Source organism: Falsibacillus albus (genome assembly GCF_003668575.1).
Taxonomy (GTDB): Bacteria; Bacillota; Bacilli; order Bacillales; family DSM-25281; genus Falsibacillus; species Falsibacillus albus.
In genome coordinates this window covers 300-15,212 of record NZ_RCVZ01000023.1, presented here as the reverse complement: position 1 = coordinate 15,212, position 14,913 = coordinate 300, and the positions used below count along the sequence as shown (strand labels likewise).

10 protein-coding genes and 2 riboswitches are annotated in these 14,913 nt (G+C 43.8%); all 10 genes read left to right on the top strand.

What is annotated here, in order from left to right:
- Positions 1-249 precede the first annotated feature (249 nt).
- Entirely contained in the window at positions 250-618 is a 369-nt protein-coding gene (locus D9X91_RS20900; protein WP_121682600.1) for a hypothetical protein, read from the top strand.
- 165 nt (positions 619-783) lie between these two features.
- On the top strand, positions 784-2,163 hold the full coding sequence (locus tag D9X91_RS20895; protein WP_121682599.1) for a vWA domain-containing protein: 1,380 nt from the start codon (positions 784-786) through the stop codon (positions 2,161-2,163).
- Positions 2,164-2,241: 78 nt separating this feature from the next.
- Positions 2,242-3,069 carry an ammonia-dependent NAD(+) synthetase gene (gene nadE, locus D9X91_RS20890; RefSeq protein ID WP_121682598.1) on the top strand — a complete coding sequence of 276 codons (828 nt, stop codon included), beginning with the start codon at positions 2,242-2,244 and terminating at the stop codon, positions 3,067-3,069.
- 435 nt (positions 3,070-3,504) lie between these two features.
- On the top strand, positions 3,505-4,458 hold the full coding sequence (locus tag D9X91_RS20885) for an AAA family ATPase (protein ID WP_121682597.1): 954 nt from the start codon (positions 3,505-3,507) through the stop codon (positions 4,456-4,458).
- Between the two features lies 1 nt (position 4,459).
- A complete protein-coding gene (locus D9X91_RS20880; RefSeq protein WP_121682596.1) occupies positions 4,460-5,680 on the top strand; it encodes a DUF58 domain-containing protein in 1,221 nt (406 codons plus the stop codon).
- Entirely contained in the window at positions 5,677-7,896 is a 2,220-nt protein-coding gene (locus tag D9X91_RS20875) for a DUF4129 domain-containing transglutaminase family protein (RefSeq protein WP_121682595.1), read from the top strand. The genes D9X91_RS20880 and D9X91_RS20875 overlap by 4 nt, the downstream gene beginning before the upstream one ends.
- A gap of 61 nt (positions 7,897-7,957) precedes the next feature.
- Positions 7,958-8,059: riboswitch (purine riboswitch) on the top strand.
- Positions 8,060-8,218: 159 nt separating this feature from the next.
- Positions 8,219-9,772, top strand: coding sequence for a glutamine-hydrolyzing GMP synthase (guaA, locus tag D9X91_RS20870; RefSeq protein WP_121682594.1), 1,554 nt, complete (start codon positions 8,219-8,221; stop codon positions 9,770-9,772).
- Between the two features lie 95 nt (positions 9,773-9,867).
- A riboswitch (purine riboswitch) is annotated at positions 9,868-9,969 on the top strand.
- Positions 9,970-10,098: 129 nt separating this feature from the next.
- The gene (locus D9X91_RS20865; protein WP_121682593.1) at positions 10,099-11,433 is read left to right on the top strand and encodes an NCS2 family permease; all 1,335 of its coding nucleotides are present in this window, start codon (positions 10,099-10,101) and stop codon (positions 11,431-11,433) included.
- A gap of 158 nt (positions 11,434-11,591) precedes the next feature.
- Positions 11,592-12,434, top strand: coding sequence for a glucose PTS transporter transcription antiterminator GlcT (glcT, locus tag D9X91_RS20860; RefSeq protein WP_121682592.1), 843 nt, complete (start codon positions 11,592-11,594; stop codon positions 12,432-12,434).
- Between the two features lie 179 nt (positions 12,435-12,613).
- Positions 12,614-14,680, top strand: coding sequence for a glucose-specific PTS transporter subunit IIBC (gene ptsG, locus D9X91_RS20855; RefSeq protein ID WP_121682591.1), 2,067 nt, complete (start codon positions 12,614-12,616; stop codon positions 14,678-14,680).
- Positions 14,681-14,913: the final 233 nt, after the last annotated feature.

The following is a 14,913-nucleotide window of genomic DNA, read 5'->3' as shown; positions in this document are numbered from 1 at the left end:
TATCTATTCTTAATGATATTTATCTAAGTGATATTCGTACCTGTTTCTCTTTTGGAGTGGCTAGGCGGTGATGGGCATATTCCAATTACGGCAGTGGTAGTGGGGTTGGCTTTGCCCGCTATCAGAAAGAATCATATTCAGCAAATACAGTCAAAACAAAATCAAGGTGCATAAAGAAATGTTTACTATCCTTCGACTGCAAACGGTGGATATGTAGAGTTCACTTCTCATAAAAGGAGGGTAGAAAAAATGAATCATTCTGATATTTCATTATTGGCACAGAAGCATAAGAAATTCCTTGAAAGAGTAGAAGTTTTCCCATATGAATATCACAAAGGAAATAAAGTTTATCGAATGGCTCATTTTTTTAGAGTTTCTTCTAAATTATATGGGAGTTTTTTATACACACCATATAATCTTTCTTATGAAGAAGTGAAAGATGTCTTTTATAAATTCATTTTGTTAGAAGAATACATGAAAAATAAGTTAGAAAAAATAAATGACTATGCAGAAACAGATTATACAGCAAGTTACTATAGTTTTCGGGAGTATTTAAAAAACAATATTTTGACAAATAGTAGTTATTCAGATGTGTTTCAGGAGATAAACATTCGGTGATATTACTGAAAATATAAAGCTTGAATTTGAGAACTTAGTACAAAAACTGATTGAACGTTATGAAAAGAACTTTTATTTTGCGCTTGATGAAGATTTCATCAAAAGAAGAGACCGCAATCCTTCGGTTCAGGAGCAAAGAGAAAATAATTAGATTGGAGAGGCATGATGAAAAGTCAATTAAAAGCAAGCATAACCCTGCTTCTATTCCTTCTCGCTCTCTCAGGCTGCAGCGGGGACGTTAAATCTAAAGGGTCTAGTGCAAAAACACAGGAGCCACCAGCTGACAGCCAAGCAGCTAATAGTGAAATTCAAAATAAAGAAGAGGAATTTGAAGTTGCTCCGTTGCCTTCGAACTATCAGGAACTTGCCAAGCGACCGGTAGGGGAATATGCCGATAAAGTTATCACTTTTATGACAAAAGAGGAATATAAAACAGATCTTCCTTCTTTTGATTCCTTGCCGGACATGTCAGGTGATCGGTCTGATCAGGAATTGGATGGAGATTATGAACTTCTATTAAGCAAGTTTCAAAAGGGCTTCAAAGGACCCGAAGAGGCAGTCAGGCAATTGAGGTTTCAAGCAATCGGAAGTCCTGAGTTTAAGGACACCCGCTATCAGTTTAAAGACAATCTGAATGTAGAGATCATCCTGGATTCTTCAGGAAGCATGGCGCAAAAAGTGAATGGAGTCTCCAAAATGGATGCGGCGAAAAAGACTATTCATGAGTTTGTGAAGAAGCTGCCGAAAGGTGCCAAGGTTGGGCTTCGCGTATATGGGAACAAAGGAAGTAACGCAGATTCTGATAAGGAAGTTTCCTGCAGCAGCAGTGACATATTGTACCCAATTAGTACATATAGAGAAGAAGATTTCCAAACCGCTCTAGGAAAAGCTCAGCCGACGGGATGGACGCCGACTGCATTGGCGCTGAAGCAAGCGAATAAAGACATGTCCGCGTTCGACAGTTCTGACAATACCAATATTGTCTACCTCGTCAGTGATGGAATTTCCACTTGCGACGATGATCCGGTGAAAGCGGCAAAAGACCTTTATCATTCGAATATATCTCCGATCATCAACATCATTGGCTTTGACATCGATAGCAAGGGCCAAAACCAATTGAAGCAAATGGCGGAAGCGGCAAAAGGAATCTATAAAAACGTCTCAGATGAAAATGAGTTGAGCAGCGAGCTGGAGAAGCTAAGCGATCTCGCGGAAAAATGGGCAGATTGGAAAAAGCGCGGCGAGTCTTCACTTAAGGTCCAAAAACTTGATAATACCATTAAAATTTTCAGTTATACGCAGAACGAAGGCTTGATGGCGTCGCAGGAACGGATGAATGTATTTCTCTATCTTAATTATCTTCAGGAAAAGAAGAAAATCAGTGATGAGTCCTATCAATATTTAAAAGAGAAAAACAAAAAATACCATGATTGGATAGATAATGAAGTGAAGCAGCTCCAATCCTACCTGCAAAGTTTAAACGAAAAAAACTACGGGGATGCTATGAATGCTTTAGAGGAAAAATTTCAGCAAAATCAGCCATAATAGAAATGGATGGGTAATAGTGGTATTCTAGGGGTATTACATAGTTAGACGATTGATAATCAAGGAGTGATAGGAAGAATGGACGCTTTGCAGAAGCAGATCGTGGAAGAAATGATGGTGCAGCCGACAATCAACGCGAAAGAGGAAATTCGCAAGAGTGTTGATTTTTTGAAGTCGTATTTGATTAAGAACAGCTTTTTGAAGGGGTTCGTGCTCGGGATTTCGGGTGGACAGGATTCCACGTTGACCGGCAAGCTTGCACAAACGGCGATCAATGAGCTGAACGAGGAAAACGGCAGCGACGAATACAAGTTCATCGCGATCCGCCTGCCATATGGAGTTCAAAAGGATGAGGATGACTGCCAGGATGCGATTGATTTCATTCAGCCGACGAAGGTGCTGACGGTGAACGTGAAGCCGGCCGTCGATGCCAGTGTGGCGACATTGAAGGAAGTCGGCGTGGAGCTTTCCGATTTCGTCAAGGGGAATGAAAAGGCAAGGGAGCGCATGAAGGTGCAGTACAGTGTAGCGGCCATGAATCAATGCGTAGTGCTTGGAACAGACCACTCAGCTGAAGCGGTGACCGGATTTTATACGAAGTACGGCGACGGGGGAGCTGACCTTGTGCCGATCTTCCGTTTGAATAAAAGACAGGGCAAGATGCTGTTGAAGGAGCTTGGCTGCCCGGAGCATCTTTATTTGAAAAAGCCGACAGCCGATTTGGAGGAAGACCGTCCACAGCTGCCTGATGAAAGTGCACTTGGCGTGACGTATGATCAGATCGATGATTTCCTTGAAGGCAAGGATGTCGGGGAAGAAGCAAGCAAGACCATCAAGTCTCACTACTTGAAAACACAGCATAAGCGCCACATGCCAATTACGATTTTTGATGATTTCTGGAAGTAATGCCGATGGAATCCGGGAACGCGGTTTTTGTTCCCGGATTTTTTGCGGTTTACAGCCGGATTTTTATCGATTTTGCGCTGTTTAGCGTGATATGTCCATCGGTATCGTCAGATGAGCGGTCATATAAGCGGTGATATGAGGACTGGCGAGCTCATATCGGCCCAATGTGTAGCTTTATCAGTCTAATATTGAATATATCGGTCAAATCCATCGATTTATCGGTCTAAAATCCAATATATCGGTCGGAATCACCCAAATATCGGCCAGTCGACAAAACTAGACAAAACCTTGGTGACAGGCACCGCGGTGCCTGTCACCAAAGGTACAGGGCTCGACAACTTTTTTAGGGTTTTTGGAGGAGTTTCTTTTTGGATTCGAGAATATATGTAAGGTTAGAGAAAAATATTACACAGCAATTTGCAGGGGGAATCATACATGAATGAGAGCTATCATCCGAAGTTAAAGCAAGTGATTGATAATATCGATAAAGTCATGATCGGAAAAACAAAGATTGCCGAGCTGAGCCTTGTGGCGATACTGGCGGAAGGCCATGTGCTGCTAGAGGATGTGCCGGGCGTCGGAAAGACAATGATGGTCCGTGCGCTTGCCAAGTCCATCAGTGCCGCCTTCAAGCGCATCCAATTCACCCCAGATTTACTTCCTTCCGATGTCATCGGCGTCTCCATTTATAATCCAAAACTCATGGAATTTCAATTCAGGCCGGGCCCGATCATGGGAAACATCATCCTGGCCGATGAAATCAACCGAACTTCACCTAAAACACAATCTGCCTTATTGGAAGGTATGGAAGAAAGCAGCATCACGATGGATGGTGTCACCCATAAACTCGATAAACCATTCTTTGTTATGGCGACTCAGAACCCGATTGAATATGAAGGAACTTATCCGCTCCCTGAAGCACAGCTTGACCGTTTCCTTTTGAAGATGAAAATGGGCTATCCAGAAATGGAGGAGGAGATGGAAGTTCTGACTAGGGCGCAGAAGGTTCCTCCGATTGAGGATCTTCAAGCGGTCATGACGATCGATGAACTTCGTGCCATCCAAAAAGAAATTAAAGAAGTGTTTGTCGATGACACGATCAAACGATACATCGTGGAAATTGCCAGAAGGACAAGGACGCATGCAAATGTCTATTTAGGGGCAAGCCCGCGTGGATCGATTGCATTGATGAAAGCCGCTCAGGCATATGCGTTCCTTCATAACCGCGACTATCTCATTCCGGATGATATTCAATATTTGGCACCGTATGTCTTCTCGCACAGGATCATTCTGAAATCGGAGGCAAAATATGAAGGGATCACAACGGAAGAAATTGTGAATACCGTCATATCGCGCATCCCGATCCCTGTACAAAAGGCAGTGAGGTAAGATGAAACGGACATGGCAATGGATCAAGTCCTTATTTAAAACCATCCTTCTTTTTGTTTTTCTTGGACTTGCTTTTTCATATTCAATGTTTCAAGGCGGGTTTGTCAGCTGGTTTCTATTCTACAGCTTTCTGCCATTCGGGGTTTATTCCGTTCTGCTCGCTTTCTATCCTTTAGCGGATATTGAAGTTGAGCGGATGATGGATAAACACGGGGACCTCAGGTCGGGCGACTCGCTGACAGTCACCATCCATTTAAAAAGACGCATTCCTTTTCCGCTCTTTTTCTTGGTTGTGGAGGATGTCATGCCCGAATCCTTGCAGTATGCATTTCCGAAATCAGACAGGAAGATCGTTCTTTTTCCGGGATTTAAAAGAGAAAGCAAATTTGTCTATACCATTAAAGAGATTCCGAGGGGCGAGCATTTTCTCACGAATGTCCGCTTGAAGACGGCAGATGCCATCGGTTTGATCGAAAAGGAAGCTTTCATTAAAAGCAAAGCGGAAATCCTCGTTTATCCTGCTTATATCGATATGATGTACCGTTCGCTCGAAAGCCGCTACGATCAGGGGATGACTTCTTCCAAGGTCAAGCTTCAAAAGGATACTTCAATGGTATCCGGCATCAGGGAATACCAGCCAGGAGACCGGGTTTCATGGGTGCACTGGAAAGCGACGGCCAAAACCAATACGATCATGACGAAAGAATTCGAGGAAAAAGAATCACATGATGTCCTGATTGTGCTTGACCGCAGTCCAAGTGAAAGCTTTGAATTGATGGTCAAGTTTACCGCTTCGATTACAAGGGCGATTTTGCGGCGGAACGCACAGGTCGGTATGATTTCCATGGGGAAGGATCCGACATCTTTTCCAATCAGGGGCGGGGACTATCAGCGCCAGCAATTATTCTACCATTTGGCTAAGGTAGCTGGAGACAGCCCTTTTCCGCTGGAAAAAGTGTTGACGGAGGAAGTCAGCTATTTTCAGCAGGCAGTAACGATGATCGTGATCACGTCCAAGCTGACCCAGGAAGTAATCGAGAGTGCGAGCTCCCATGCAAAAAGAAGAGGGGTTGTCGCATTATTCGTGATTCGTTCCCAAAACCAGCCGCTCTCACCGGAAGAGTTGAACTGGCGCGAAATGGCATCCGCAAGGGGGATTTGGGTCAGGGCATTGCTTGAAAATGAGTTTGTTGATGCATTCAAGGAGGTGAAGCGGGCATGAGCGATCATCTCAAAATGAAAAGTTTATATGGCACCGTGTTGTATTTCCTAGGTTTCTTATTATTATGGGAGTGGCTTCGGCCGATTGAAGAACTCACGCCGACTGGAAATATCGAACGCTTTTTGTTTTTCATCATCCTATGCTTGCTGCTCTCCTTTTTCCAAGTGAACGCATGGATATCTGCAGCAGTGAAGGCTGCCTATGTTTTATTTACGCTTCACCTTTTATTCTTCCAAGGGTCGGTGTTGAGCCTGGCCTGGCTGGAATATTTCTTTCAGGATTTCTTTCACAACCTGAGTCTCTTGATTCATCAAGATTGGTATCACTTATCGGATTTATTCAGGAGTCTGCTCTTTTTTGTCCTGTTGTGGCTGATGGCCTACTTGCTTCATTACTGGCTCATGGTCAGGAAAAAAATCTTTATTTTTTATTTTTTAACGATCGTGTACATCACCGTGTTGGACACTTTTTCCCCATATGAAGCGAAATACGCCATCATAAGGATCATTATCATCGGCTTCGTCTTATTGGGAATTTTATTCTTCAGCCGTCTGATGGAAAAAGAAGCGCTCCACCATCAGCGTCTGCAAATGAAAAGATGGCTGGTCCCTTTATCGATCATGGTGGGAGGAAGTGCAGTCATTGCATATGCTGCGCCTAAAGCAGATCCGATATGGCCAGATCCTGTTCCGTTCTTGAAATCTTATACTGAAGGTGCCGGAGAAGGCAGCGGGGCCGGAATTTCCAAGATTGGCTATGGTACGGATGACTCCAATCTGGGCGGACCCTTCATTGGGGACAATACAGTCGTCTTCACCGCAAAGGATACATCGAAGCATTATTGGAAAATCGAAACGAAGGACGTCTATACAGGGAAGGGATGGGAACTGTCGGATACCCCGCAGGAGGAAATGATCGTGAAATCGGGGGAGCTTGTTCCAACGGCTAACGAAGCCCTTTATCCTGATCGTCCAGATGAAAAGGCTCAGCTTTTATACCAGATCCCTTACACTCACGTAGTCCAGCCTTATGGGATCATGAAGGTTCAGGGCAACGACGGCGAGGAGTTTCATTTTAACAACGTCACAGAAAAATTGGTGGCGTATAAAAACGCCCAGCCTTTCAAGCTTCAGACCTATTCGGTCAGCTACAAGGATCCTCAATACAGCATGAAGAACATGAAAGCGGCAAATGCATCATCATTCGATCCGGCTGATCAAGGGGATAAGGACTTTCTAGACCGGTACACTCAGCTTCCCGACAGTTTGCCTCCAAGGGTGGAGGAGCTTGCCAAGACGATTACGAAAGGGAAGGACAATTGGTTCGATCAGGCAAAAGCCATCGAACAGTATTTCAAAAAGCCTGAATTTGTCTATGATCAAGTAAATGTGACGATTCCAAGAGATGGCCAAGATTATGTCGATCAATTTTTATTTGAAAACAACCATGGATATTGCGATAACTTTTCTTCTTCCATGGTGGTCCTTTTGAGGTCCATCGGGATCCCTGCCCGCTGGGTGAAGGGGTACACTTCGGGGGAATATAAGTATTCCGATACGGGGAATATTTCTGCTTATGAAGTGACCAATAATGATGCCCATTCCTGGGTGGAAGCCTTTTTCCCAGGGGTAGGATGGGTGCCGTTCGAGCCGACGAAAGGCTTTGACAACAACGTCGACTATAAATACGATCAGGATATTGATAAATCAAGCACTCCGCCTCCTGTGAAAAAAGAGGACCAGCAGCCGAAGAAACCTGAGAAAAAGCCATTGCAGGACCAGGCTTCCAATAGCAGCGACGGCTTTTCGATCAAGGACTTATGGGGCAATATAAAAGAGTTCTTCAAGATGCACTGGGGATGGACCATGATCAGCATTCTTTTCGTGGCAGCGATTGGATGGGGCATCTTCAGGACGAGGAGCCGGTGGATTCCGCATGTGCTCGTTCTGCGCTACCGCCGGAAAACCGGTGATGAAGTCTTCACGAATGCATATCTTTCACTATTGAAGCAACTCGATCGGTCCGGTTTGAAGATGGATGATGGACAAACATTGAGAAGTTATGCCAGATATATCGATTCATTCTATTCAACAAGGGAAATGTCGCGGCTCACAGCCCTCTATGAAAGGGTTCTGTATCGACAGGATCCGAAAGCGGCCGACTGGAGCGAATCCCGTAAATTGTGGGAAAATTTAATTAAAAAGACAACGGGTTGACCGCCTCCCATCATCAAGTATAAAATGAGAAAAAATAATAGTGTGCGGTGAGGGATGTGTTTTTGCCCTCGATGCAGTCCTTCGTATATCCTCGATAATATGGTTCGAAAGTCTCTACCGGGTCACCTTAAATGACCTGACTATGAAGGCAGAAATTCTTTTCATTTTCTCTTATTCAAACTGGAATTCTGTCTTCTTATTTTATTGTGGAGCAGAATTCCAGTTTTTTTATTGGTTTTATAAAGGATGGACAAACTAAAGAAATATCTTTGGCTGCAAACCGTATATGCTCCAATAATCATTGAAACTTGAGGTGAACGTTTTGACTGGAAAAGCAGAATTGCAAAATCAGGAAATGATCGTTGTTTTAGATTTTGGAAGTCAGTACAATCAATTAATCACTCGCAGAATTCGTGAATTTGGGGTGTACAGTGAGCTTCATCCCCATACAATCACAGTCGAAGAAATCAAGGAAATGAACCCGAAAGGCATCATTTTCTCAGGTGGCCCGAATAGCGTATATGGCGACAATGCCTTTTCATGTGATGAACGCATTTTTGAAATGGGGATTCCCGTTCTTGGCATTTGTTATGGCATGCAGCTGATGACCAAGCACTTTGATGGAAAAGTCGAAAGAGCGAAGCATCGCGAATATGGCAAGGCGACAATGAACATCGAAAACAAATCAGCCTTGTTCGAGGGTCTTCCGGAAGAGCAGGTCGTTTGGATGAGCCATAGCGATTTAGTGGTGAAAGCACCGGAAGGCTTTACGGTCGATGCCACAAATCCTTCCTGTCCGATCGCTTCCATGAGCAATGAATCGAAAAATCTTTATGCTGTTCAGTTCCACCCTGAAGTCCGCCATTCCGTCTATGGAAATGATATGTTAAAGAATTTCGTTTTCGGAGTCTGTGAATGTAAAGATCAGTGGTCGATGGAAAATTTCATTGAAATAGAAATGGAGAAAATCCGCCAAACTGTCGGCGATCGCAAAGTATTGTGCGCGTTGAGCGGAGGTGTTGATTCATCCGTTGTTGCCGTATTGATTCATAAGGCAATCGGTGATCAGCTGACTTGTATCTTCGTCGATCATGGTTTATTGCGCAAAGGGGAAGCAGACAGTGTCATGAAGACATTCAGTGACGGCTTTAACATGAACGTCATCAAGGTCGATGCAAAGGACCGTTTCTTGACCAAGCTGGAAGGTGTATCCGATCCTGAGCAGAAGCGAAAGATCATCGGCAACGAGTTCATTTATGTGTTCGATGATGAAGCCACTAAACTGGAAGGCATCGATTTTCTTGCACAAGGAACGCTTTATACGGATATTATCGAAAGTGGCACAGCCACAGCGCAAACGATCAAGTCCCATCATAATGTAGGCGGACTTCCTGAGGATATGCAGTTTACGTTGATCGAACCGCTGAATACCCTTTTCAAGGATGAAGTGCGTGCGCTTGGATCTGAACTCGGCATCCCGGATGACATTGTTTGGAGACAGCCATTCCCGGGACCTGGGTTGGGAATCCGCGTGTTGGGCGCGATCAGTGAAGAGAAACTTGAAATTGTCCGTGAATCGGATGCGATCCTGCGTGATGAAATCAAAAAAGCGGGACTCGACCGCGACATCTGGCAATACTTTACGGTACTGCCTGACATCCGCAGTGTAGGGGTCATGGGTGATGCAAGGACCTACGACTACACAATCGGCATCCGCGCCGTTACATCGATTGATGGGATGACTTCCGATTGGGCAAGGATCCCGTGGGATGTATTGGAGAAAATCTCTACAAGAATCGTCAATGAAGTCGATCACATCAACCGCGTCGTGTATGATGTGACAAGCAAGCCGCCTGCGACGATAGAGTGGGAATAAACTCGGTAAACGAACGTTCGTTAATTTTTTTATAAAAATGTTCGGTTTTAGGGTTGACCGATAGGCCTAATGGCTGATAAACTAACGATAGAATTTAATAAAAACATTGATTACGTCGTATAATATTGGGGATATGGCCCAAAAGTTTCTACCAAGCTGCCGTAAATGGCTTGACTACGAGGTATTTCGGATAAAGGTTTTGTGTTCTTTTCAGAATGCACATCCTTTTACCCTAATCCTTTCAGTCAAAGCTCCAAACGGTGTGAATCGTTTGGAGCTTTTCTTATTAAGGTAACGACGTGATGTTTTTGGAGGGAGAACACAGCATGAAGAAGTTTTTTCAATTTGAAGAACTCGGTACTAATTATCGCCGCGAGTTTATCGGGGGCCTGACTACGTTTCTTTCGATGGCTTATATATTGGCAGTCAATCCATTGACCCTTTCATTGTCTTCTGTGAAGGACTTGCCGGATGCAATGAGAATGAATTATGGAGCTGTTTTCGTAGCAACAGCGCTCGCAGCGGCAATCGGATCGCTGTTGATGGGGCTGTTGGCGAAGTATCCAATCGCATTGGCACCGGGAATGGGCTTGAATGCATTCTTTGCTTACACAGTCATTTTGACATACGGAATTCCATGGCAGACAGCTTTATCCGGCGTCTTATGTTCAGGACTTATTTTTATTCTTTTGACACTGTCTGGAATTCGTGAAAGAATCATCAATGCCATTCCTGCCGAACTGAAATTTGCGGTTGGAGCGGGAATCGGACTTTTCATTACATTTATCGGGTTCCAAGACGCGGGCATAATCGTCAATAATGATGCAGTGTTGGTTGGACTTGGTGATTTAACTTCTGGAAACACACTGCTTGCGATTTTTGGTCTTATCTTAACTGTAGTGTTAATGACACGCGGGGTGAAAGGCGGAATTTTCATCGGGATTGTCGTCACATCGATTGTCGGCATGTTCTTCGGTCTTATCGATGTTCCGCATAAAATCGTTGATTCCGTCCCAAGCATTAAACCGACATTTGGTGTTGCAATCGATAACTTCATTCATCATCCTGGTCATGTGTTTACCATTCAAATGCTGGTTGTCATATTAACTTTCTTGTTTGTTGATTTCTTTGATACAGCGGGAACGCTGGTAGCAGTAGCGAATCAAGCTGGCCTTTTAAAAGACAATGTTTTGCCTAGAGCAGGGAAAGGGCTTCTTGCCGACTCGTGTGCGACAGTTGTGGGAGCGGTTTTGGGGACTTCCACGACGACTTCCTATATCGAATCTTCGGCAGGAGTGGCAGCTGGGGCGAAATCCGGCTTTGCTTCTGTCGTTACAGCAGGATTCTTCATCTTGTCATTGTTTTTCTTCCCGCTGCTTTCGGTCATCACACCGTACGTGACGGCTCCAGCATTGATCATTGTCGGGGTGTTGATGGTTTCTACGATTGGTGAAATCGACTGGAAACGATTCGAAATTGCGGTTCCTGCATTCTTGACGATCATTGCCATGCCGCTTACGTATTCAATTGCAACCGGCATCGCATGCGGATTCATTTTTTATCCGATCACAATGATCGTTAAAGGAAGAGCGAAAGATATCAATCCGATCATGTATTTCTTGTTCGTCATCTTTATTTTGTACTTTGTATTTTTGGCGTAGAAGCGCGGCTGAAGGCTGTCCCTGCAACGGTTGTAGGGACAGCCTTTTTTTTACATGTGAAATTGAGAGCGATTCCAATTGATAATCAATGCATTCTTCGCTAAAATATAAGGATGATGGTCATGGTCGAAATATGTCGAATCAGGGAGAAAAGAATTATGTCTGAATTTAACGTAAAAAAATTACTTAACAACAACGTCCTCATTGCCTCTGCTTCAAATGGTGATGAAGTCGTCTTGATCGGGAAGGGGATTGGCTTCGGCAGGAAAAAGGATGATCCCATCGATGATTCCTCCGTTGAGAAAACCTTTGTCCTGAAAGGAGCGAAAGAACAGGAACAGTATAAAAAGCTTCTTCCATATTTGGATGAAGATATGCTGGATGTCATCATTTCCTCCATTGAACTGATCAGGAAGCGGACAAACTCCTTTTTGAACGAGCATATTCACGTAGCGTTGACCGATCATATCATGTTTGCCATTACACGACTCATGCGAGGGATGTCAATCCGAAATCCGTTCTTAGTCGAAACGAAAGCACTATACCCATTTGAATATGAAGTGGCCCGGGAAGTGGTTCAGCTTATCAACGAAACGGCGAATGTGGACCTCCCCGAAGGAGAAATCGGCTTCATCGCTCTCCATATCCACAGCTCGATGGTCAATAAGGATTTATCTGAGATCAACCAGCATTCCCAGCTGATTTCAAGATTGATCGAAACGATTGAGGATCAATTCGAGATTCCGCTGAATAAAGAAAGTGTGGATTACATGCGGCTCGTCCGCCATATCCGGTACACAATTGAGCGCGTATTGAATGGGGAAAAAGTGGAAGAGCCAGAAAAGATCGCTTCCCTATTGAAAGAAGAGTATCCTATGTGCTACAATCTTTCTTGGAAGCTGGTCAAAATGATGCAGCAAACGTTGAAGAAACCTGTATATGATGCTGAGGCTGTTTACTTAACCATGCATCTGCAGCGGATACAAAACAAAATCAAATAGCTATCATTTTCTTACGTGTTACTGATACGATCAGGCATGAGTAAGGAAGATAAATGAAATGCAAAATTAGGGGTACTCTATCTCTATAAGCATTTTACTATCTTCTTTCCTCATGCCTTTTTTACGTTTGCAGCACTATATTGATTTAGCAAATTAACACTATTCAGGAGGTAAACCAAATGTTTAAAAAAGCTTTTGGCGTCTTGCAAAAAGTCGGTAAAGCATTAATGCTTCCAGTTGCGATTTTACCAGCGGCAGGGATTCTGCTTGCACTGGGTAATGCGTTGCAAAACCCGACATTGACTGAACTTGCGCCATTCCTTAACAATCACATCATTGTCATGATTGCATCCGTCATGGAAGATGCAGGCGGAATCATTTTCAGCAACTTAGCACTTCTATTTGCAGTAGGTGTAGCCATCGGGCTTGCCGGTGGTGAAGGTGTTGCCGGACTAGCGGCAATTGTAGGCTTCTTGATTATGAACGTCACAATGGGGACAGCCCTTGGCATCGAAGCCGGTGATTTGAAAGGTCATCCGGAATTTGCAAGCGTTTTAGGGATTCCTACATTGCAGACAGGGGTATTCGGAGGTATCATCCTCGGGATCATCGCTGCTTATATGTATAATAAATTCTTTGAAATTGAACTTCCTTCTTACTTAGGATTCTTTGCAGGAAAACGTTTCGTTCCAATTGCAACAGCAGCCAGTGCGGTTGTATTGGGTCTTATTATGATCATCATCTGGCCGCCGATCCAAACAGGCCTGAACAACTTCTCTGAAAATATGTTGAATTCCAACCTGACGCTTGCGGCATTCATCTTTGGTGTCGTAGAACGTGCATTGATTCCTTTTGGACTTCATCACATTTTCTATGCACCATTCTGGTTCGAATTCGGCTCTTACAAAAATGCAGCTGGACAAATCGTACACGGGGACCAAGCGATCTTCATGGCGCAGGTTAAAGACGGCGTGAAGAACTTGACTGCAGGTACATTCATGACAGGTAAATTCCCGTTCATGATGTTCGGTCTTCCGGCGGCGGCTCTTGCGATTTACCATGAAGCAAGACCGGAACGCAAAAAGTTCGTTGCAGGTATCATGGGATCTGCAGCATTAACATCATTCTTGACAGGTATCACAGAACCGATTGAATTCTCATTCTTATTCGTTGCACCAGTATTATTCGGTATCCATACTATCTTCGCTGGTTTATCATTCATGGTCATGCACCTATTGGATGTTAAAATCGGTATGACTTTCTCAGGCGGTCTGATCGACTTCCTTCTATTTGGAGTACTTAACCCGCAGACTCACTGGTGGTTAGTAATTCCTGTAGGCTTGGTCTTTGCGGTTATCTACTATTTCGGGTTCCGTTTTGCCATCCGTAAATTCAACCTGAAAACTCCTGGCCGTGAAGATACGACTGACGATGAAGAAGGAACTGCGGCTCCATCAAGCGACCTTCCATATGATATTCTTGAAGCATTCGGAGGCAAAGAAAACATCAGCCACTTGGATGCATGTATTACACGTCTACGTATTTCAGTAAATGATATTAAAAATGTTGATAAAAACCGCCTGAAAAAATTGGGTGCAGCTGGAGTGCTTGAAGTTGGAAACAACGTACAAGCGATCTTTGGTCCGAAATCCGATACCATTAAGTCACAAATGAAAGATATTATTGAAGGAAAACGACCAAGAGCAGCAGTAAAACCTGATCCTGAAGAAGAAGTACAGCACGAAATTGAAGAACTGAATCCAGAGGCACTTCAATCCGAAGTGGATCCTAAGGATGAAAAAGTCATTTCTCCAATCAAAGGGGAATTGAAATCCATCACTGAAGTTCCGGACCAAGTATTCTCCGGAAAAATGATGGGAGACGGCTTTGCGATCGTTCCTGAAGAAGGTACGATTGTATCTCCGGTAAACGGAAAAATCGTAAACCTATTCCCGACAAAACACGCAATCGGCATCGAATCTGAGGCTGGACGCGAAATCTTGATCCATGTCGGCATCGATACAGTGAAACTTCAAGGCGAAGGCTTTGAAACTCTTGTAGCTGAAGGAGACACTGTCGAAGCTGGACAGCCATTATTGAAAGTAAACCTTGATTACATCAAGGAAAATGCTCCTTCAATCATTACACCTGTTGTCTTCACAAACTTGAATGAAGGCGAGCAAATCGTAATTAATAAAGAAGGAAAAGTAGATCTCAAACAAGAAGATATCATTACAATCAAATAATTCTTGTGACCAAAAGCCCACAAACCCTTCTGAGGTTTGTGGGCTTTTTTTACTATATTTCGTTTTACATGAATAATTTTTAAAAAATCGTTGACGGTCCAAGTTTATGGTGGTAGTATTATAAACATCGTCGCAACAGACGAGCGAAACATTCACAAAAACTTCAAAAAAAGTTGTTGACTTTCACTTACCAGCATGGTAAATTAGTAAAGTCGCTTCTGAGAGAAGAAGTG

Coding starts and splice junctions, on each gene's coding strand:
- D9X91_RS20900 (WP_121682600.1), top strand. CDS start 250: ATGAATCATTCTGATATTTCATTATTGGCACAGAAGCATAAGAAATTC.
- D9X91_RS20895 (WP_121682599.1), top strand. CDS start 784: ATGAAAAGTCAATTAAAAGCAAGCATAACCCTGCTTCTATTCCTTCTC.
- nadE (WP_121682598.1), top strand. CDS start 2,242: ATGGACGCTTTGCAGAAGCAGATCGTGGAAGAAATGATGGTGCAGCCG.
- D9X91_RS20885 (WP_121682597.1), top strand. CDS start 3,505: ATGAATGAGAGCTATCATCCGAAGTTAAAGCAAGTGATTGATAATATC.
- D9X91_RS20880 (WP_121682596.1), top strand. CDS start 4,460: ATGAAACGGACATGGCAATGGATCAAGTCCTTATTTAAAACCATCCTT.
- D9X91_RS20875 (WP_121682595.1), top strand. CDS start 5,677: ATGAGCGATCATCTCAAAATGAAAAGTTTATATGGCACCGTGTTGTAT.
- D9X91_RS20865 (WP_121682593.1), top strand. CDS start 10,099: ATGAAGAAGTTTTTTCAATTTGAAGAACTCGGTACTAATTATCGCCGC.
- glcT (WP_121682592.1), top strand. CDS start 11,592: ATGTCTGAATTTAACGTAAAAAAATTACTTAACAACAACGTCCTCATT.
- ptsG (WP_121682591.1), top strand. CDS start 12,614: ATGTTTAAAAAAGCTTTTGGCGTCTTGCAAAAAGTCGGTAAAGCATTA.